This is a genomic window from Allobosea sp. 05T433 (genome assembly GCF_056396065.1).
In genome coordinates, this window is sequence record NZ_JBFTKS010000007.1 from 1 (window position 1) to 18,561 (window position 18,561).

Sequence of the window (18,561 nt, forward strand, 5' to 3'; positions counted from 1 at the left end):
AAATCACGCACCCCTAGATTGACCTGTCGGCTCTGGATCTGATGGCATGGTGTGGCGGTCTTCGTACTGACCACGGACAGAAGCATGATCCTGGCGACGAGATATCGTTCAGAGGGACTTGACGATCAAAGGCCCATTACAGAAGCCTTCTGTGTTTGCATCGGCTGTCCCGAAGACCGCAATCCGGTTTTCGGGCCGATGCTTAGACAGCCGGTGCGTTCCGGAGTCCGCCGATGTTTTTCGTCCTGTCCAAGATCATCTGGTTCCTGTTCTCGCCGGTGAATCTGCTGATCCTGCTGGCGGCCTTGGCGGCGCTGCTGGCCTTCACCCGCTTCGCGCGCCCGGCGCGCTGGCTCGGCGGATTTGCCATGCTCGGCATCCTGGTGCTGTCCTTCAGCCCGCTGCCGCGGATCATCGTGCGGCCGCTGGAAAACCGCTTTCCGCAGCAGGAGGCCGCCAGGGGGCCGGTTACCGGCGTCATCGTGCTGGGCGGTGCAATCGGCGTCGCGCGCGGCGACATCGTGCTGAACCACGCCGGTGCCCGCATGACCAAGGCGGTCGAGCTCGCCCGGCTGCATCCGCAGGCGAAAATCGCCTTCACCGGCGGCGGCGCCAATCTGCTCTCGCCCGTGGTCAGGACCGAGGCCGATGGCGCCAGGCTGCTGTTCGAGGCGCTGGGCCTGCCGCCCGAGCGGGTGGTGCTTGAGGACAAGTCGCGCAATACCCGCGAGAACGCGATCTTTACCCGCGACCTCGTGATGCCGAAGCCGGGCGAGCGCTGGTTGCTCCTGACCTCGGCCTGGCACATGCCGCGCGCGATGGGCGTCTTCCGAAAGGCCGGATTCGCGGTCGAGGCATTCCCGGTCGACTATCTCTCGAGCAATGAGCCGGCCGATTTCTTCAGGCCCTACCGCGAGGCGTCGCGCGGCCTCGACATCGCAGAGCTCGCCTTCAAGGAATGGGCTGGTCTCGTTGCCTATTACGCCGCCGGCTACACGGATGCGCTGTTCCCCGCTCCCTGACGTTGCGGGGAGCAGGGCCTATTCGCTGCTTGGCAAGGACAGGCGGTAGACGCCGCGGAAATCGTCCGGATCGACCGGGCGGCCCTTTCGGGTAATGACGAGGCGACCTTCCTTCATCATCCGCACGGCGATGCGGCGGATCGGCTGCATCAGCGGCCCCCAGCCATCGGGATGGTCGCCGCCGACGCGGCGCGCGGCATCCATCGCGCTGATCGTACGACCCAGTCCTGCCTCCGTGAGCAGGTCGAGTATGGCGGCTTCGAGGGCGTCAACGTGATCGGTCATGCCTCCCAGAGAGGCAGGGCTGCAGGATTCGTCAAGCGGCGAGGCCAGGGCGGAGGGATCGGCTTGCCCTGCCGCGTGAGGTGAAAGGCACTGCGGTCGCCATCGCGGCAGTGCGCGGAGACGAAGGGCTCAAGCCGGTGCGGTCGCTTTGGCTGCTTCGTCGATCAGAGCGGCGACTTCGGCCGGCTTGGAGGCGAGCGAAGCGTGGCTGGCAGCGAGCGTGATGACCTTTCGCGCGTTGAGGCGGGCCGACATGCGCTCCTGGTTCGCGGGCGCGATCATCCGGTCCTCACCGGAGATCTGGTACCAGGATGGCTTCTTCTTCCAGGCCGGCGCGGTGATGGTGTTGCCGAAGGTGCTGGCAAGCGGGGCCTTCTGCGTCACACCCATCACGAAGCCCTCTTCGGGCGTCAGGTCGGGGCAGAAGCTCTCATGAAATTTGTCGGGCAGGACCCAGAGATAGCCGTCGCTGTCGGGAGAGAGGTTTGCTGCCGCCTCTGGCGGGTGTTCCTGGGTGATTCCGCCCGGGCTCTCGCCAGCATCTGGGGCAAAAGCCGCGATATAGACGAGACCCACCACATTGGGCAGATCTCCGGCTTCCGTGATCACTGCGCCGCCATAGGAGTGCCCGACCAGCAGCACGGGGCCCTTCTGCTGCGTCACCATCTTGCGGGTGCGCTCGGCGTCATCGGCCAGCGAGGTCAGCGGCATTTCGACGGCGTGGAGCGATGTGTAGCCCATCCGGGAGAGTTCGAGGATCACCCTGTTCCAGTGTGAGGCATTGCCCCAGAAACCATGCACCAGGACGATTGCTGGCTGCTTGCTCATGCTGGCCTCCTGATCCGCGGATCGGCTCCCCCCCGGGGCGGACGGTCTCACGGAGGTTCAGCCGGTGTCCAGAGCAATCATTGCGGACGGACAGCCCGAATCAGTGACCGGGGCCTGTGAAGATTCGTGCGGATTCCGACGCGAACTGCCGGCGCCACATCACTGTCAGCACTGCGGCCGTTGCAGCGAGGAACAGCCAAGGATCGATGAACCAGCCGAGATAGGCGAGTGCAAAGAAGAAGGCGCGTTGGCCGCGGTTGAAATGCCGCCCGGCGGCGATGTTCATCGCGATGGTCTCGCGGACGGCCTCCTTCGTCTCCTGCTCGTCGACCCGCTCCCTTGGCGGGATCGCGCCGAGAAGGATCGCGCAGTAGTTGAAGAGCCGGTAGCTCCAGGCGAACTTGAAGAACGCATGGGCGAAGATCACCGCAAGCCCGATCACCTTGATCTCCCAGGCCGCGCGCGAGGTCGGCGCGGTGAAGGGCAGATCGGCGAAGATCGCGACGACGCGGTCGGTCGACTGAAGCAGGGCGAGCGAGCCGCCGATCGCGATCAGCGAGGTCGAGGCGAAGAAGGCGGTGCCGTTCTGCAGTCCGTTCATCACCTGGGTATCGATGATGCGGTTTTCGCGCCGGACCGATTCCTGGATCCAGCGCGCGCGACGGAGATTCATCCGCGCGTTGAGGCTTCGCTCCCCATGTGGGCCCTTTTCCACGGCCAGGCCATAGCCAAGCCACGAGGCGACGAAGAAGATGAAGGCGATCATATCGATCGTCGTGAAGCCGGCCATGAATCGCCTCCCTTGGGCCAGAGTGCTGTCGGCATGGCCGCGCTGCAAGCCCGCGATTGACGCGATGTGCACGAGCGGCCACGGTGCCGCCGACGAGATGGAGGCCGGCAATGCCGCAAGTGATCACCAAAGGCTACAAGGCGTTGCTGGCGGAAGCCGAGGCCAAGGTCGAGACGCTCTCCGTCGAGCAGGCGAACGCGCTGGTCGGCCGTGACGACGTCGTCTTCGTCGATCTGCGTGATCCGCGTGAACTGGAGCGGGAGGGGCGCATGCCTGGTGCCTTCCACTGCCCGCGCGGCATGCTCGAATTCTGGATCGATCCCGAAAGCCCCTATGCCAAGCCGGTGTTCCAGCAGGACAAGCGCTTCGTCTTCTTCTGCGCAGGCGGCTGGCGTTCGGCGCTTGCTGCGCAGGCCGCGCAGGAGATGGGGTTGAAGCCGGTGGCGCATGTCGCCGGCGGGTTCGGCGCGTGGAAGAAGGCTGGTGCGCCCCTCGATGCGCCGGAGCCGAGGAACGCCGGCGACAAGGGCTAGGTCTGCATCTTGTCCCATATCCTGATCGTTCTGCTCGTCGCGGGCTTCATCTTCCGCAAACCGCTCGGACGCCTGCTGGCTCGCCAGTTTCCCGATCGCGCCAAGCGACAACAGGTGCTCGGCACGATCATCGTCGCCTTCCTGCTGGTAATCGCCGTCAGGCTGGTTGCCATGTTCTGGTAGGAAATCCGGCAGGTCCGATAACGGGACTTGCCCATGCAGGGCGTCATCGCTGCGGTCCGCTTTCCAGGGTTGCCCGAAGATTGCCTGTGCCCCCGAGGTCACACATGCCTCGGTTGCAAATGAAGCGGCTTGCGCGTTCGCTGCCGATGCGGCATGTTGTCCGCCTTGGCTTCAACACGCGAAAGGGGAGGGCTGAATGCAATTCATGATCATCGTCGCCACTCCCCCACGAATGTCCCGCCACTAGGTCGGACATTGCCGCGGCCCGCCTGAGGCGGTCCCCAGCCAGGGTTTTTCATCTCTACGTTTCATCCGGAGACGATCGCATTCGCATCGGCTCCACCTGATTTGGAGTCGGCTCCCGCGCGGCGCCGAATGATTTCTATGTCTCTTCAATCCTCAACCGGGCGGCAGGAGCCGTTTCGGGCCGTTCTCGGCTTCACATTCCGGCACTGGGCGCGCCGACCAGGGCCGGTTCTCGGCGTGGCCGGGGCCATGATGGCGGCGACTGCCGCGGACCTGTTCATGCCACTTTATGCCGGCCGCCTCGTCGATGCGGTGGCGGGCGAGGGCGCCAGCGCACTCGATGCGGCGCTATGGGCGCTGGGCGCGATGCTCGCACTCGGAGCGGTCAGCGTGCTGTTCCGGCATCTCGGTTTCATCGGCATCACCGGCATGACGTTGCGCACCATGAGCGAGACGGCGCAGGAGGCGTTCGCACGCCTGCAACGCTTCTCGACCGATTGGCACGCCAACAACTTTGCCGGTTCGACGGTGCGCAAGATCACCCGCGGGATGTGGGCCCTCGACCTGCTGACCGACACGGTCCTGATCGCGCTGTTGCCGTCGCTGGTCGTGCTGGTGGGCACGACGGCACTGTTGGCATGGCATTGGCCGGCGATGGGCCTCGTGGTCTTCCTCGGCTCGGTGATCTATGTCGGTGTCACGATCGCGCTGTCGCTCAGCTACGTCGCGCCCGCTGCGCGGCTCGCCAATAGCTGGGACACGCGTGTCGGCGGTGCATTGGCTGATGCGATCTCCTGCAACCCGGTGGTCAAGGCCTATGGCGCCGAATTGCGCGAGGACGGCCGCCTGGCCGGCGTCCTGGCGAAATGGGCGCTCAGGACCCGCCGGACATGGGTGCGCGGCACGACCTCGGGCACGGCCCAGCAGATCGTCCTGCTGGCGCTTCGCGCCGCGGTCATCGGCCTCGTCATCTGGCTCTGGGCCAACGGCCAGGCCACGCCGGGCGACGTCGCCTTCGTGCTGACCTCCTATGCGGTCGTTCACGGCTATCTGCGCGATGTCGGCCAGCACGTGCACAACCTCCAGCGTTCGGTGAACGACATGGAGGAACTCGTCGCCATGCATGCCCATCCCTATGGGGTGCCCGATCGCAAGGGAGCGACCGACATGGTGGTGCCGGCGGGCGAGATCGCCTTCGAGCAGGTGACCTTCCATTACGGAGGCCATGTCGAGCCGCTCTATCGCGATTTCTCGCTGACGATCCGGGCCGGCGAGAAGGTCGGTCTGGTCGGGCGCTCCGGCTCCGGCAAGACGACCTTCGTCAAGCTGGTTCAGCGTCTCTACGACGTCTCCGGGGGGCGCATCGCCATCGACGGGCGCGACATCGCTGATGTGACGCAGACCTCCCTGCGGGCGCAGATCGCCATCGTGCAACAGGAGCCGGTGCTGTTCCACCGCTCGCTGGCGGAGAACATCGCCTATGCCAAGCCGGGCGCCTCGATGGCCCGGATTGTCCAGGCGGCGAAGCTCGCCAACGCGCATGACTTCATCATGCGCCTGCCCAAGGGCTACGCGACGCTGGTCGGCGAGCGTGGCGTCAAGCTCTCGGGTGGCGAGCGCCAGCGTGTTGCGCTCGCGCGTGCCTTCCTGGCCGATGCGCCGATCCTGATCCTGGACGAGGCGACCTCGAGCCTCGATTCGGAATCGGAGGCGCTGATCCAGGAGGCGATGGAGCGCCTGATGCAGGGTCGCACCACCATCGTCATTGCGCACCGGCTTTCGACGGTGCGGGCGATGGATCGCATCCTGGTCTTCGATCGCGGCAGGGTGGTCGAAGAAGGCAGTCACGAGGCGCTGCTGACCCGCGAGAACGGCGCCTATCGCGCGCTGTTCGAGAAGCAGGTCAGCGAACTGGCGAAGGGTCTGGCGGCATAGATCATAGGACCGGACATCGTATCCGGTCCGATGATCTAACCATCTGTCATTGCATCGGCTTTCCCGAAAACCGCAATCCACTTTTCGGGCCGATGCATAAGCCGCCAGACTGCCTGGCGGCGCGCCCTTTGCGTATGGTCGGGCTTGTCCCGGCCATACGCGTGTTCGCCTCCGGGGGGCAAGACGCGGAGGTTCCCGCCGACCTATTTCGGAGCCGGGGCTCGCGGCCGGACACCCGCGACAGGGCCGGGCGGAAGCTCCGCGCTCACATCTGGATTCAACGACTTCATTTCGAGATTCGGTTTGGTCAGAAACCGATTCAGGCCTGTGACGTAAGTCTCTGGTAACGCCCAGTGTTTGGCGCTCGCGATTACGGTTTCCATATAGCCGGGGCGCGGCTTTCCGAGCGTGCCGCTGCCGCCGATATAGACCAGGGCCCGCTTGGCGCCGCCCTCGACGATGACCGGCTGGCTGATCTTCACATAGAGACCGCTGGCGATGTCCTCGAACTTGTCGAGTGCGCGGATGTCGCCGAGCGAGCAGTCCCAGAGCACGCCATGGACGGTTTCGCGCGGATCGCGAACAGCCGAGGCATAGCCATCGCTCGTCACGATGAAGCGATGGCGCGGCAGGCGCGCGAGTCCGAGTGGCTTCGAACCGGGACAGCGCTTGGCCATCCCGGCGATGTCCATATTCAGACCATAGGCGAAATAGAGGGGCACTGGCCTATTTCGTCTTCTGGAACAGCTCGCGGCCGATCAGCATACGGCGGATCTCGCTGGTGCCGGCCCCGATCTCGTAGAGCTTTGCATCGCGCAGCAGGCGGCCGGTCGGGTAATCGTTGATATAGCCGTTGCCGCCCAGAAGCTGGATGGCGTCGAGCGCGATCTGCGTCGCCTTCTCGGCCGCGATCAGGATGGCGCCGGCGGCATCCTCTCGCGTGGTCTCGCCGCGGTCGCAGGCCTTGGCGACGGCATACACATAGGCCTTGCAGGCATTCATCATCACATACATGTCGGCGACCTTGCCCTGGACGAGCTGGAATTCGCCGATCGACTGGCCGAACTGCTTGCGCTCGTGGATATAGGGCATGACCACGTCCATGGCCGCCTGCATGATGCCGAGGGGCCCGGCCGAGAGCACGACGCGCTCATAGTCGAGCCCCGACATCAGCACGTTGACGCCGCGCCCGACCTGGCCGAGCACGTTTTCCTCCGGGACCTCGCACTCCTCGAAGACGAGCTCGCAGGTGTCCGAACCGCGCATGCCGAGCTTGTCGAGCTTCTGGGCGGTCGAAAAGCCCTTCATGCCCTTCTCGATCAGGAAGGCGGTGATGCCCTTCGCGCCGGCGGCGGGGTCGGTCTTGGCGTAGACCACCAGCGTCTCGGCGATCGGGCCGTTGGTGATCCACATCTTGTTGCCGGTGATGACGTAGCGGTCGCCCTTCTTCTCGGCCCGTGTCTTCATCGAGACCACGTCCGAGCCGGCGCCGGGCTCGGACATGGCGAGCGATCCGACATGCTCGCCCGAGATCAGCTTTGGCAGGTACTTCGCCTTCTGCGCGGCATTTCCGTTGCGGGCGATCTGGTTGACGCACAGATTCGAGTGGGCCCCGTAGCTCAGGCCGACCGAGGCGGAGGCCCGACTGACCTCCTCGATCGCCACGACATGCTCGAGATAGCCGAGGCCTGCGCCGCCATCCTCTTCCTTCACTGTGATGCCATGCAGGCCGAGCGCGCCCATCTGGGGCCAGAGGTCACGCGGAAACTGGTTCGAGCGGTCGATCTCCTCGGCGCGCGGCGCGATCTTCTCCTGCGCGAAGGCGTGGACCGTGTCGCGGATCGCGTCGGCGGTCTCGCCGAGATCGAAATTGAACGGGCGCGGGGCGTTGGCGAGCATGGTGGCCTCCCGGAAGACGCCGCGCATCGGGCACGGCTTTGCAGCGTTATAGCGCGCTTTGTGGCCCTGTCAGGCTGTTCCGGCGCGATCTCCCGGATGGGCGTGGCCACACCGGTGGGTGATCTGCCATGCCACTTGCAGCCGGCGACCGAGAGGGGGTGGGAGCGCCGACGCTCGGTTTACATATCCTATCCCCCTGGATAGGATATGAGCATGAGCCACGCACATGATCCCGATATCGTCAAACGGCTGCGCCGGGCGCAGGGGCATCTCGACACCGTCGTGAAGATGCTCGGGGGAGGGCGCGAGGTGCCGGAGGTGGTGCAGCAGCTCCAGGCGGTCGAAAAGGCGTTGGAGAAGGTCAAGATGCTGCTGATCTTCGACCATATCGACCATCACCTGTTCGAGACGACAGGCACGCAGACACCCGAGACGCGGCGCTCGATCGAGAGCCTGAAGGCGCTGACCAAGTATCTTTGAACCAACCGGAGTTCCAGCGATGTCCGAACTGGCCAGCCTGGCGCCGCGTCACGACCATGTCTTCCTCGGCTCCGATCACCAGGAGAACGAGCGGCGCACCTGGATCGTCATTGCGCTGACCACGATCATGATGGTCGGCGAGATCGTCGCAGGTACGCTGTTCGGCTCGATGGCGCTCGTCGCCGATGGCTGGCACATGTCGACCCATGCGGCGGCGCTGCTGATCGCGGCTCTCGCCTATCGCTTCGCGCGGCGTCACGCCCGCGACCCACGCTTCAGCTTCGGCACCGGCAAGCTCGGAGACCTCGCGGCTTTCGCGAGCGCGCTCGTCCTGGCGCTGGTCGCTCTGTTCATCGGTTGGGAATCGGTGATGCGGCTTGTCCAGCCGGTGCCGATCGTCTTCGGGCAGGCGATTGCCGTCGCGGTTCTGGGCCTTGCGGTCAATCTCGCCAGCGCCTGGTTGCTGAAGGGCGAGCACGGACATGACCATGGCCATGCGCATCACCATGACCATCACCATCATGCGCATGGTGGCGCGGACCATAATCACCATCATGACCACCACCCCGGGAGTGGGCGGGATCATAATCTGCAGGCGGCCTATCTGCATGTGCTGGCGGATGCCTTCACCTCCGTGCTTGCCATCGTCGCGCTGCTCGGCGGCAGCCTCTATGGCTGGGTCTGGCTCGACCCGGCGATGGGCATCGTCGGCGCGCTGGTGATCGCGCATTGGTCGTTCGGATTGCTGCGCGCCTCGGGAGCGGTGCTGCTCGACACTGTGCCCGACAAGGCTCTCGCCGCCGGGATCGAGGCGCGACTCACCGCCGAGGGCGCAGAGGTCGCAGACCTGCATCTCTGGCAGGTTGGGCCGGGGCATTGCTCGGCGATCGTCTCGGTCGTGGCCACTGATCCGAAGCCGCCCGCAGCCTACAAGGCGTTGCTCGCCGGGTTGCCGATGCTGTCCCATGTCACCGTCGAGGTGAACCCGCGCATCGCCGCGCTGTGATGCATCAGGGGCCCGCCCGGGCTCAGTGGATCATGTCGCGGCGCTTGAGTAGTAGATACACGCTGAGCGCTGCCAGGGCGCACAGGATCACGACATAGACAAAGCCCCATTCGTTCTCGAGGAAGGGCAGGCCCTTGGTGTTGACGCCGAACAGGCCGGTGATCAGCGTCGCCGGCATCAGCGTCGCGGTCAGGATCGAGAGCACATAGAGATGGCTGTTGGTCTGGGCGGTCAGGCGCGAGGCAATCTCGTCCTGCAGCAGGCGGGCGCGCTGCTGCACGATCTGGACGTCGGTCAGCATGGTGTCGACGCGCTGCAGCAGGCGGCTGGCGGCGCTCTTCACGGTCTCCGGCGCAGCCCGTGTCGAGGCATTCTCGGAGAAGCGACGGAAGAGCTGGTGCAGCCCGTTGAGCTGGCGGTGCAGCCTCACCGTCCGCCGGCGGATCAACCCTAACCGGCGCGCCTCGTCGCTGACGCGCTCGTCGATGACATGGTCCTCGATCGAGTCGGTGTCCTCTGTCAGCTGCATCACCGCTTCGGCCACATCCTCTATGACGAACTCGATGATGCGCTCGAACAGCATCACCGGCGAGCTCGCCCGGTAGCCGGCCTCCAAGGCGTCGCGCGTCAGGCGCGTTGCCTGCATGGCCTGTCTCCGACCTGTCAGCAGAAACCGGTCGGCGATGATCCAGTGCAGCATGCCCATCTCGTCGGCGGGGCTGTCGACCTCGCGGATCTGGTCGAAGGTGATGCCCCAGGCGAAGTCACGATTGTGATGGAGGCGTTGGTGATCGTCCTGGGTCAGGAACAGGGTCTGCGCCTCGGCGGGCAGAGCGGTGCAATCGGCGACCCATTGCTTGGCGCGGCCATGCACGAGATCGAGATGAATCCAGATGAACTCGGCCCCGGGGAGGGCAAGGTCGGGCATCTCGCGGCGAGGAAGGAGATGCGCACGGCCGTCGGAAGCAAAATGGTAGACCCAGACGAACCCGGCCCGGGATTGCAGATCATGGAGCATTCCGGCCACGCCCTGGCGGGCGATTTCTCATGAGAGGTTGCGCTGCCCGGGATCAGGGCGCGCGTCTCATGACAGCTTCGTGACAGCGCAACGGGTGCCGCAAAGTCAATCGCGGGCGAGAGAGCCGGTCACTTGTGGATCACGGTTGGCGGTCGCCTTGCCCGGAACGCGCGCGGGAGGCAGCATCTTGAGCGTCGCGCCTCCGGCAGCCTGCGGAGCCTTGGAGCCAGCCGATGTCGCAGGTGCGCGGTTGCCGGCAACCTTCGGTTCGCCACCTCGCCACTTCCGGGCTCCAATGTCGAAACGGCCCTCGCGCCAGGCCGCGAATTCCCGCTCGGAGCCGAAGAAGGCGTTGCGGTCGACGTCACCGGTTATGCCGGGCAMGCGTCCTGTGGTGGTGAACTGCCAGAATTCCCATTTGCTGCGCTCATAGCGGTGGCGCAGTGGGGCCGCGGTTGAGCGCAGCCAGTAGGGATGATCGTTGAACTCGCCTTCCAGCACATCCTCGTGGAAGGTGATGTCGGTATAGATGATCGGCTTCTTGCCAGTGTGTTCCTGCAGGCCCTTCAGCATCTCGCTGATCTTCGCCAGCGCCTTATCGCGCGGGATCTTCTTGCCGCAGCTCTCCGACTCGCCGTTCCATTCGACATCGAGCACAGGCGGCAGGGCCTCCGGGTCCTTCGGGATATGCCGCTTGAACCAGCGCACCTGATCCTTGGCCGGGCGGCACCAATAGACGAAATGGTAGGCGCCGCGCGCGACGCCGGCCTTCTTCGCCCCCTCCCAGTTCTTGCGGAAATTGGGGTCGAGGTGGTCGCCGCCCTCGGTCGCCTTGATGAAGGCAAAGCGGGTGCCGGCATCCTTGACCTTGGCCCAGTCGATCTCGCCCTGCCAGCGCGAGATGTCGATGCCCTGGATAGCCTGGCGGCGTGCATCTCGGACGCCGTGATGGGGCGAGGCGTCGCCCTTCTTGGGATAGAGCGCGAGGGCAGGGCCGGAGCAGCCGAGTGTGAGGCCGAGAACTGCAAGAAAGCACCGCAGTCCCTTGTAATCGGTCTTCATACGCGCCGGCATCCGCCCCTCCTGCATGCAAACAGTGGTGCGGCAGTCGTGGTTAAGGCGCGGTAAGCGTTCGCTCGGATGCGAGCGGATGATTTCAGGGTTGGTTAACCGGCGCGCCCGCTATCCGCCGATCTGCAGCGAGGACGGCACGGGCTGCAGCGCGCCGGGTATGACCGGGGCGGGCGGAGCCTGGCTGACCGGAGGCTCGAATTCCGGATCATTGACGATGCTGGGGCTGGGTTGCGCCGGAGAGGCGCGCCGCTTGGTCCACTGCCTCCGGCCGATGTCGAACTCGCCGTTGATCCAGCCGATGAACTGCTCTTCGTCGCCGAAGAACGCGTTGCGGTCGACATCGCCCCTTATGCCCGGCACGCGGCCGGTCGTGGTGAATTGCCAGAAGGCCCAGGGGCGGTTCTCGTAGCGTGTCTCGGGCTTCGCTGCCGTCGAGCGGATCCAGTAGGGATATTCGTTGAACTGCCCTTCCAGCACGTCCTTATGGAAGGTGATGTCGGTATAGATGATCGGCTTCTTGCCGGTGAGCTGCTCGAGCTCGGTCAGCATCAGCTGGATCTTCTCCAGTGCCAGCGAGCGGTCGATCTTCTGCGGGCAGGTCTTGGAATGGCCGTTCCACTCGACATCGAGCACCGGCGGCAAGGCGCCGGGGTCGTTCGGGATATGCTGCTTGAACCAGACTGCCTGCTCATGGGCGGGGCGGCACCAGAAGACGAAGTGGTAGGCTCCGCGCGGCACGCCGGCCCGGCGCGCGCCTTCCCAGTTGCGCAGAAAGGAGGGGTCGATGTGGTCGCCGCCCTCCGTCGCCTTCATGTAGACGAAGCGGGTGCCGGCGCCCTTGACCGCGGCCCAGTCGATCTCGCCTTGCCAGCGCGAGATATCGATGCCCTGGACGGCATAGTTCAGGGCGCTCGCGACGCCGGGATGCGGCCGGGCATCGCCCTTCTGCGGATATCGGCCCTCGAACGCCACGCAGCCGCCAAGGACCGCGAGCGCGGCGACGGCGACGGCGAGAAATGGGGCTGAACGGAGGCGGGACATGCGACGGGCGATCATCTCGCAGAGAATTGCGGAGAAAACTTGACGCCCGGTTTACGTTACCGAAGTTTTTGCTTTCGTCACCCCAGGCCGAGCAGAAGTGTGGCGATCCCCAGAAAGGCGAAGAAGCCGACCACGTCGGTGACCGTCGTGACGAAGGTTCCGGACGCAATCGCCGGATCGATGTCGAGTTTGTCGAGTGCCAGTGGAATGAGGACGCCGGCAATGGCGGCCGAGATCAGGGTGACGACCATCGCGATCGCGATGACGGCGCCGAGGCCCGCGCTCCCGAACCAGGCGGCGGCGATGGCGCCGGTGATCACGGCAAAGCCGAAGCCATTCACGAGGCCGACGACGAGTTCGCGGGTGAAGAAGCGCCGCAGGTTCCAGGCGCCAAGCTCCTGCGTGGCCAGGGCGCGGACGGCGACCGTCATGGTTTGAGTGGCGGCGTTACCGCCCTGGCTCGCTACGATCGGCGCCAGGATCGCCAGCGCCACGACTTTTGCGAGCTGATTCTCAAACAGGCTCATCACCGCGGCGGCGAGAAACGAGGTCATCAGGTTGACGAAGAGCCAGCTGAAGCGGCTCCAGATGATCTTCCGGACCGGGTCCGAGAGCTCTTCGTCGGGATTGACGCCGCCGAGCTGTTTCACATCCTCGTCCGCGGCTTCCTCGATGACGTCGACGATATCGTCGATGGTCAGCACGCCGACGAGACGACCGGTCGCATCGATCACCGGTGCGGCAACCAGATTATAGCGCTGGAACAGCCGCGCCACGTCCTCGAGTTCGTCGGTCGCCTCGACGACCCGCCGGTCCTCTTCCAGCAGCTGCGAAATCACCACGGGGCGCCGGTTGCGCAGCAGTCGGTCCAGCCGCACCGTGCCGACGAAATGATGGGCCGGGTCGGCCACGAATATTTCGAAGAATCGGTCGGGCAGGTCTGCGGTGTCGCGCAGGAAGTCGATGGTCTGGCCGACGGTCCAGAAGGGCGGCACGGCGATGACCTCGCTCTGCATGCGCCGGCCGGCCGTGTCCTCGGGATAATCCAGGCCCTGCTGCAGGGCGATGCGCTCGGAGGGCGTGAGCTTGTCGAGGACCTCCTGCTTGTCCGCCTCGTTGAGGTCCTCGAGAATGTAGACCGCGTCGTCAGTGTCGAGTTCGCGTACGCCTTCCGCGACGGTCTCGGCCGAGAGCTCTTCGAGAATCTCCTCGCGAACGGTGTCGTCGACTTCGGTCAGCGCCGTGAAGTCGAAATAGGAGCCGAGCAGCGAGATGAGGCGCGGGCGTTCGTCGGCGTCGAGCGCTTCCAGCAAGGCGCCGAGATCGGCCTCGTGCATGTCGGCAACGATGCCGCGCAACGTCGTGATGTCCGAGAGCAGGACGGCCTGCGAGACCTGTTCGACCAGCGCGGGATCGATCGCGCCATCCTCGTCACGAATCCTGCGGGCGGCGGATTCGTCGGGAGCGTTTTCGGCTTCGACCATCGGTCCGACTCCACAATTCAAGGAAGAGGCATGGATTCGAGGAAAAGGCATAGATTCGAGGAAGGGGCCCCTTGTGTCAGTCGTGGACTGTGCTGGCAACGCGCCGCGGCGACCTCACGTTTCATGGCCGGCAGGGCCGAAAACCAAAACGGCGACCCGCGAGGGTCGCCGTTTCAAGGCATCAGCCTGAATTTGGTGCGGTCAAGAGGACTCGAACCTCCACGGGTCTCCCCGCTACCACCTCAAGGTAGTGCGTCTACCAATTCCGCCATGACCGCAGCGGCTAAGAGAAAACCGCGGTGAGGCGGTGAACTCCGGAGCGGCGCGGGTCTAACAAATCGAATCCGCCGCGACAAGCTCGTTGTGTGGAAAACTTTGAAATCCTTTTCAGGCGGCCTCGGCAATGGTCTGCGCGCTGAAGACCGTGGGGCGCTTCAGGAGCTCGGTGATCTCGACAGAGATGCGCGAACCGCTGACCACGACGTTGCCGCGGGCGAACGGGTGATTGTTGGCGAGAATCTGGACTTCGTCGTTCTCGGTGGCGTTGAGCTCGATGATCGCACCGCGGCCCATGCGCAGCAATTTGTAGATCGGCATCTGAGTCGAGCCCAGAACCACGGTGAGCTCCACCGAAACGAGATCGAGATCGGCCTTCAAGTCCTGCCTCCGAAACCCTACTTGCGAATTCAACCAACGAAACTTGCCTGCCGGCCGGCTTCGGCGCATGAGCCTGCCGGCGACAGGCGGTAGCCGGTTAGCGATCGTTGAACAAACAGAGTTAATGCACCGTGAAGACACGTGAGACGCTTGCGGTTTCATTCCTGCCGCAGCCGGGCTCCGAGCCCGTCGAATGGGTCCATGCCGGGGGGCTTGTCGGCTATGACGAAGCTGTCGCCGAGATGGACGCGCGCGCGGCGCTGATCGCGGACGGCAAGGCCCGCGAGCGCGTCTGGCTGATCGAGCATCCGCCGCTCTATACCGCCGGCACCTCGGCCCGCGAGGCCGATCTGATCGAGCCCGAACGCTTTCCGGTGCATCAGAGCGGCAGGGGCGGGCAGTTCACTTATCACGGTCCCGGCCAGCGGGTGGCCTATGTCATGCTCGACCTGAAGCGTCGCGATCCCGACCTCCGGCGATTCGTCGCCGCCCTCGAAGCCTGGCTGATCGGCACGCTTGAGCGCTTCAATGTCCGCGGCGAGCGGCGCGAGGACCGTGTCGGCGTCTGGGTGCGCCGGCCCGAGAAAGGAGCGGATAGCGAGGACAAGATCGCCGCCATCGGCATCCGCGTCCGGCGCTGGGTTTCGTTCCACGGCATCTCGCTGAATGTCGAGCCGGAGCTGTCGCATTTCGGGGGAATCGTGCCCTGCGGCGTCAGTGACCAGGGCGTGACCTCGCTGGTCGATCTCGGGTTGCCGGTGACGCTTCCGGAGGTCGATTCGATGCTGCGCGCCGAGTTCGAGAGGATCTTCGGGGCAACCGTTCTCGCCTGAGCCTCGACTAAGGCTCTTCATCCTTCGTTCACCATCCGTTGACCAAAGCCGGCCAACCTCCCGCGGTGGGATGAATCGGAAACGGGGACGAAGATGATCCGGACAGTGATGTTCGCGGCCGCCTGCGCGGTCGTGCTGGGTGCCTGCACCACCAACGACAAGATCATCGCCGGCGCGGCTGCGGGCGCCGGCACGGGGGCCCTTATCGGCGGGCCGATCGGAGCGGTTGCGGGGGGCGCGGTCGGCGCCGTGGCTGCCCCTGCGGTGGCGCGCTGAGAGCGGGCGGATTTGCGCTCGCGCCCCTGCGCATCCGCGCCGGTTGGCGTTTTTCGCGTGGCGCGCCATAACCCGGCGAGGACTTCTTCGCTTAAGGGAGCGTGCCGTGGCGGTCATCGAGAGCAAGGTCGATCTCAACTCGGCCGAGACGCGCGCCAACGCCGAGGCCTGGGACGGCCTGCGTGCCGAGCTGGCCCGGCACCGCGCGGCCGCTGCGCTCGGTGGCAATGCCAAGTCGCGGGAGCGCCATACCGCTCGTGGAAAACTGCTGCCGCGGGAGCGGGTGCTGCGCCTGCTCGATCCGGGCTCGCCCTTCCTCGAAATCGGGGCGCTGGCCGCCTTCGAGATGTATGACAAGGAGATCCACGGCGCAGGCATGATCGCCGGGATCGGTCGCGTTGCCGGCCGCGAGGTGATGGTCGTCTGCAACGACGCCACCATCAAGGGTGGCACCTATTACCCGATGACGGTGAAGAAGCATCTGCGCGCGCAGGAGATCGCACGCGAGAACCGGCTGCCCTGCGTCTACCTCGTCGATTCCGGCGGTGCCAACCTGCCGCACCAGACCGATGTCTTCCCCGATCGCGAGCATTTCGGCCGGATCTTCTACAATCAGGCGACGCTCTCGGCGGAGGGGATTCCGCAGATCGCCGTCGTCATGGGCTCCTGCACGGCCGGCGGCGCCTATGTGCCGGCGATGTCGGACGAGACGGTGATCGTGCGCCGGCAGGGCACGATCTTCCTGGGCGGTCCGCCGCTGGTGAAGGCGGCGACCGGCGAGGTCGTCTCGGCCGAGGACCTGGGCGGCGCCGATGTCCATGCGAGGCTGTCCGGCGTCGCCGACCATTATGCCGGCGACGACACCCATGCGCTCGCGATTGCGCGCCGCATCGCTGCCAACCTGAACAGCGTCAAGCGTCCCGATATCGACATTGCCGAGCCGAGGGAGCCACTCTACGACCCCGCCGAGCTCGAGGCCGTGGTGCCGACCGACCTGAAGAAGCAATACGACATCCGCGAGGTCATCGCCCGGCTCGTCGACGGCTCCGAATTTGACGAATTCAAGCGACTCTACGGCACGACGCTGGTCACCGGTTTTGCCCGCATCCACGGCATGCCGGTCGGCATCATCGCCAATAATGGCATCCTGTTCTCGGAGAGCGCGCTGAAGGGCGCGCATTTCATCGAGCTCTGCTGCCAGCGTCGCATTCCGCTGCTCTTCCTGCAGAACATCACCGGATTCATGGTCGGCCGCGATGTCGAGACGCGCGGCATCGCCAAGGACGGCGCCAAGCTGGTCACGGCAGTTGCCTCGGCCCGCGTGCCGAAGATCACCGTGCTGGTTGGCGGCTCCTTTGGGGCCGGCAATTACGGCATGTGCGGGCGCGCCTATTCGCCGCGTTTCCTGTTCACCTGGCCCAACTCCCGGATCTCGGTGATGGGCGGCGAGCAGGCGGCAAGCGTGCTCGCGACCGTTCGACGCGACAATATCGAGGCCGAGGGCAAGTCCTGGTCGGCCGAGGAGGAAGAGGCCTTCAAGGCCCCGATCCGCGCGAAATACGAGGATGAGGGCTCGCCCTATCACGCCACCGCGCGGCTCTGGGACGATGGCATCATCCTTCCCTCCGAGACGCGCCGCGTGCTGGCGCTGGCCTTCTCCGCCTGTCTCAATGCCGAAGTGCCGGAGACCCGCTTCGGCGTCTTCCGGATGTGAGGCGGGAGCGCTGGCCGCCAGGGGCTCAGCCCAGCACAAATGCCTCGTGCACGGCGCTCTGGACGCCGCCGCCCATTACCGGGCCGCCGCCGGCGACATGGATGGCGTCTCCGACCAGTGCAGCGCCGAGCCCATGGCGGGGCGTCGGCATCGGAGCGTATTGCTCCCAGGCATCGCCAACGGGGTCATAGGCCTCCATCTGGCCGAAGACGCGGTTGGTGCCTTCGCCGCCCATGACGAAGACCTTTCCGAGGTAGAGCACCGCGCCGTGGCCGGAGCGGGCTGTTGGCAGCGGATTGCGCGGCGTCCATTTGTCGGTCGCCGGGTCATAGGCGTGGTGCAGGTTCGAATTGGTGTGGAAGGAGTCGACGCGGCCGCCGATGACATGGATCAGGGGGGCGATGGCGAGCGTGCCGGTGTGGTCGCGGGCGGTCGGCAACGGCGCGCGGTTCTCCCAGTTGTCGGCCTTGGGATCGTAGGTCAGGTGCCAGTCGATCGACTTCTTGGTGTCGGTCGTCTCGCCGATGGCGCCGCCAATGACATGCAACCGACCGCCCAGGCCAACAATCGCCGCCGAGCCGACGGGGCGCGGCAGGGACCTGATCTCGGCCCATCTGTCGCTCGCCGGATCATAGACGAAGCAGCGCGGATGCGGCTTGCGATTCTGCTCCAGGAAGCCGCCGATCGCGTAGAGCTTTCCGTCCAGGAAGGCGACGCCGACATGGTTGGCGCCTAGCGGCAACGGAGCGGCATCGCTCCAGCGGTCGGAGGCTGCCTCGTAGACATGGTGATAGGGGCGGTCGACGCGCTGCTCGGCATACCCCCCGACGATGTGCATCTTGCCCTCATGCGCCGTCGCCCAGGCCATTTCCGAGCGCGGCATCGGCAGCGGCGCCTTCGCCTGCCAGCGGCCAGGGTTGGCGGCCTTCGGGGCAGGAGAATCGAAGACGTTCTGCGTCTTTGCAAGTTCCGGCCGGTCGATGCGGCCGGGCTGGTTCAGCCGCTCATAGGCGCCGCCATGGTGCTCGTGGCCCGGCTGCTGGGCCAGTGCGGGGGCAGTTGCAAGCGTTGCCGCTCCGGTGGCGATGAAACGGCGGCGGCTCAGGCTGGTCATCATGCATCCTCCCTCGCTACAAGACTATGTCAGCCGCGGGCCTTGGCAAGCGAAAGGGCGGGGACGGGCTTGCGCCAAACCCTGTTCCGCATACTGCATACGCTGTTATGGTCCGGCCGCCTGAAACGGTTGAAATCACGGGA

The 18,561-nt window shown here is 65.4% G+C and carries 20 protein-coding genes and 1 tRNA gene; 9 read left to right on the forward strand and 12 right to left on the reverse strand.

Translation table 11 applies throughout. The features are described 5' to 3' along the window. The first annotated feature begins 233 nt into the window (after window positions 1–233). A complete protein-coding gene (locus AC1DGP_RS11350; RefSeq protein ID WP_441508481.1) occupies window positions 234–1,022 on the forward strand; it encodes a YdcF family protein in 789 nt (262 codons plus the stop codon). Between the two features lie 18 nt (window positions 1,023–1,040). Here the strand turns inward: AC1DGP_RS11350 and AC1DGP_RS11355 are convergent, their stop codons facing one another. The 3 genes from AC1DGP_RS11355 to AC1DGP_RS11365 form a co-directional block, all read right to left on the reverse strand. Continuing rightward, window positions 1,041–1,307 (reverse strand): DUF3253 domain-containing protein, encoded by a 267-nt coding sequence (locus tag AC1DGP_RS11355; protein ID WP_441508480.1) that lies wholly within the window; start codon window positions 1,305–1,307, stop codon window positions 1,041–1,043. Window positions 1,308–1,436: 129 nt separating this feature from the next. After that, complete coding sequence (locus AC1DGP_RS11360; RefSeq protein ID WP_441493268.1) at window positions 1,437–2,135, reverse strand: alpha/beta hydrolase; 699 nt, start codon at window positions 2,133–2,135, stop codon at window positions 1,437–1,439. Window positions 2,136–2,235: 100 nt separating this feature from the next. After that, window positions 2,236–2,925, reverse strand: coding sequence for a DUF599 domain-containing protein (locus tag AC1DGP_RS11365; RefSeq protein ID WP_476832148.1), 690 nt, complete (start codon window positions 2,923–2,925; stop codon window positions 2,236–2,238). Between the two features lie 110 nt (window positions 2,926–3,035). Between AC1DGP_RS11365 and AC1DGP_RS11370 the strand changes: the two genes are divergently transcribed. The 3 genes from AC1DGP_RS11370 to AC1DGP_RS11380 all read left to right on the forward strand — a co-directional run bounded on the left by AC1DGP_RS11370 (window position 3,036) and on the right by AC1DGP_RS11380 (window position 5,822). Beyond that, complete coding sequence (locus AC1DGP_RS11370) at window positions 3,036–3,458, forward strand: rhodanese-like domain-containing protein (protein ID WP_476832149.1); 423 nt, start codon at window positions 3,036–3,038, stop codon at window positions 3,456–3,458. Window positions 3,459–3,467: 9 nt separating this feature from the next. Continuing rightward, complete coding sequence (locus AC1DGP_RS11375; RefSeq protein ID WP_476832150.1) at window positions 3,468–3,641, forward strand: hypothetical protein; 174 nt, start codon at window positions 3,468–3,470, stop codon at window positions 3,639–3,641. Between the two features lie 384 nt (window positions 3,642–4,025). After that, on the forward strand, window positions 4,026–5,822 hold the full coding sequence (locus AC1DGP_RS11380) for an ABC transporter ATP-binding protein (RefSeq protein ID WP_441493264.1): 1,797 nt from the start codon (window positions 4,026–4,028) through the stop codon (window positions 5,820–5,822). A gap of 203 nt (window positions 5,823–6,025) precedes the next feature. On the opposite strand, the gene AC1DGP_RS11385 is transcribed toward AC1DGP_RS11380, so the two are convergent. Further along, window positions 6,026–6,544: a gamma-glutamylcyclotransferase family protein gene (locus AC1DGP_RS11385; RefSeq protein WP_476832151.1), complete on the reverse strand. Its 519-nt coding sequence runs from the start codon at window positions 6,542–6,544 to the stop codon at window positions 6,026–6,028. Between the two features lie 4 nt (window positions 6,545–6,548). Continuing rightward, the gene (locus tag AC1DGP_RS11390; protein WP_476832152.1) at window positions 6,549–7,721 is read right to left on the reverse strand and encodes an isovaleryl-CoA dehydrogenase; all 1,173 of its coding nucleotides are present in this window, start codon (window positions 7,719–7,721) and stop codon (window positions 6,549–6,551) included. A gap of 213 nt (window positions 7,722–7,934) precedes the next feature. Between AC1DGP_RS11390 and AC1DGP_RS11395 the strand changes: the two genes are divergently transcribed. Further along, complete coding sequence (locus AC1DGP_RS11395) at window positions 7,935–8,201, forward strand: metal-sensing transcriptional repressor (RefSeq protein ID WP_476832153.1); 267 nt, start codon at window positions 7,935–7,937, stop codon at window positions 8,199–8,201. A gap of 19 nt (window positions 8,202–8,220) precedes the next feature. Beyond that, window positions 8,221–9,207, forward strand: coding sequence for a CDF family Co(II)/Ni(II) efflux transporter DmeF (gene dmeF / locus AC1DGP_RS11400; protein ID WP_476832154.1), 987 nt, complete (start codon window positions 8,221–8,223; stop codon window positions 9,205–9,207). Between the two features lie 22 nt (window positions 9,208–9,229). Here the strand turns inward: dmeF and AC1DGP_RS11405 are convergent, their stop codons facing one another. From AC1DGP_RS11405 to AC1DGP_RS11430, 6 genes are all read right to left on the reverse strand, one after another. Continuing rightward, window positions 9,230–10,225 (reverse strand): CorA family divalent cation transporter, encoded by a 996-nt coding sequence (locus tag AC1DGP_RS11405; protein WP_476832155.1) that lies wholly within the window; start codon window positions 10,223–10,225, stop codon window positions 9,230–9,232. A 105-nt stretch (window positions 10,226–10,330) separates the two neighbouring features. Beyond that, entirely contained in the window at window positions 10,331–11,299 is a 969-nt protein-coding gene (locus AC1DGP_RS11410) for a glycoside hydrolase family 25 protein (protein ID WP_476832156.1), read from the reverse strand. A gap of 108 nt (window positions 11,300–11,407) precedes the next feature. Further along, window positions 11,408–12,340 (reverse strand): glycoside hydrolase family 25 protein, encoded by a 933-nt coding sequence (locus tag AC1DGP_RS11415; RefSeq protein WP_441493257.1) that lies wholly within the window; start codon window positions 12,338–12,340, stop codon window positions 11,408–11,410. A gap of 77 nt (window positions 12,341–12,417) precedes the next feature. Then, on the reverse strand, window positions 12,418–13,824 hold the full coding sequence (mgtE, locus tag AC1DGP_RS11420) for a magnesium transporter (RefSeq protein WP_476832157.1): 1,407 nt from the start codon (window positions 13,822–13,824) through the stop codon (window positions 12,418–12,420). Between the two features lie 193 nt (window positions 13,825–14,017). Further along, window positions 14,018–14,102 (reverse strand) — tRNA-Leu (locus tag AC1DGP_RS11425). A gap of 109 nt (window positions 14,103–14,211) precedes the next feature. Next, window positions 14,212–14,481 carry a FliM/FliN family flagellar motor switch protein gene (locus AC1DGP_RS11430; protein ID WP_074471588.1) on the reverse strand — a complete coding sequence of 90 codons (270 nt, stop codon included), beginning with the start codon at window positions 14,479–14,481 and terminating at the stop codon, window positions 14,212–14,214. A gap of 131 nt (window positions 14,482–14,612) precedes the next feature. Here AC1DGP_RS11430 and lipB point away from each other — a divergent pair, with 131 nt between their 5' ends. The 3 genes from lipB (at window position 14,613) to AC1DGP_RS11445 (ending at window position 17,304) form a co-directional block, all read left to right on the forward strand. Next, entirely contained in the window at window positions 14,613–15,314 is a 702-nt protein-coding gene (lipB, locus tag AC1DGP_RS11435; RefSeq protein WP_441493255.1) for a lipoyl(octanoyl) transferase LipB, read from the forward strand. Between the two features lie 93 nt (window positions 15,315–15,407). Next, complete coding sequence (locus AC1DGP_RS11440) at window positions 15,408–15,590, forward strand: hypothetical protein (protein WP_476832158.1); 183 nt, start codon at window positions 15,408–15,410, stop codon at window positions 15,588–15,590. Window positions 15,591–15,696: 106 nt separating this feature from the next. Beyond that, window positions 15,697–17,304 carry a carboxyl transferase domain-containing protein gene (locus AC1DGP_RS11445; protein WP_441508471.1) on the forward strand — a complete coding sequence of 536 codons (1,608 nt, stop codon included), beginning with the start codon at window positions 15,697–15,699 and terminating at the stop codon, window positions 17,302–17,304. 25 nt (window positions 17,305–17,329) lie between these two features. Here AC1DGP_RS11445 and AC1DGP_RS11450 read toward each other — a convergent pair whose 3' ends face one another. Beyond that, window positions 17,330–18,421, reverse strand: coding sequence for a Kelch repeat-containing protein (locus AC1DGP_RS11450; protein WP_476832159.1), 1,092 nt, complete (start codon window positions 18,419–18,421; stop codon window positions 17,330–17,332). Window positions 18,422–18,561: the final 140 nt, after the last annotated feature.

Coding starts and splice junctions, on each gene's coding strand:
- AC1DGP_RS11405 (WP_476832155.1), bottom strand. CDS start 10,225: ATGCTCCATGATCTGCAATCCCGGGCCGGGTTCGTCTGGGTCTACCAT.
- AC1DGP_RS11440 (WP_476832158.1), top strand. CDS start 15,408: ATGATCCGGACAGTGATGTTCGCGGCCGCCTGCGCGGTCGTGCTGGGT.
- AC1DGP_RS11390 (WP_476832152.1), bottom strand. CDS start 7,721: ATGCTCGCCAACGCCCCGCGCCCGTTCAATTTCGATCTCGGCGAGACC.
- AC1DGP_RS11350 (WP_441508481.1), top strand. CDS start 234: ATGTTTTTCGTCCTGTCCAAGATCATCTGGTTCCTGTTCTCGCCGGTG.
- AC1DGP_RS11360 (WP_441493268.1), bottom strand. CDS start 2,135: ATGAGCAAGCAGCCAGCAATCGTCCTGGTGCATGGTTTCTGGGGCAAT.
- AC1DGP_RS11365 (WP_476832148.1), bottom strand. CDS start 2,925: ATGGCCGGCTTCACGACGATCGATATGATCGCCTTCATCTTCTTCGTC.
- mgtE (WP_476832157.1), bottom strand. CDS start 13,824: ATGGTCGAAGCCGAAAACGCTCCCGACGAATCCGCCGCCCGCAGGATT.
- AC1DGP_RS11380 (WP_441493264.1), top strand. CDS start 4,026: ATGTCTCTTCAATCCTCAACCGGGCGGCAGGAGCCGTTTCGGGCCGTT.
- AC1DGP_RS11395 (WP_476832153.1), top strand. CDS start 7,935: ATGAGCCACGCACATGATCCCGATATCGTCAAACGGCTGCGCCGGGCG.
- AC1DGP_RS11355 (WP_441508480.1), bottom strand. CDS start 1,307: ATGACCGATCACGTTGACGCCCTCGAAGCCGCCATACTCGACCTGCTC.
- AC1DGP_RS11415 (WP_441493257.1), bottom strand. CDS start 12,340: ATGTCCCGCCTCCGTTCAGCCCCATTTCTCGCCGTCGCCGTCGCCGCG.
- AC1DGP_RS11370 (WP_476832149.1), top strand. CDS start 3,036: ATGCCGCAAGTGATCACCAAAGGCTACAAGGCGTTGCTGGCGGAAGCC.
- AC1DGP_RS11450 (WP_476832159.1), bottom strand. CDS start 18,421: ATGATGACCAGCCTGAGCCGCCGCCGTTTCATCGCCACCGGAGCGGCA.
- dmeF (WP_476832154.1), top strand. CDS start 8,221: ATGTCCGAACTGGCCAGCCTGGCGCCGCGTCACGACCATGTCTTCCTC.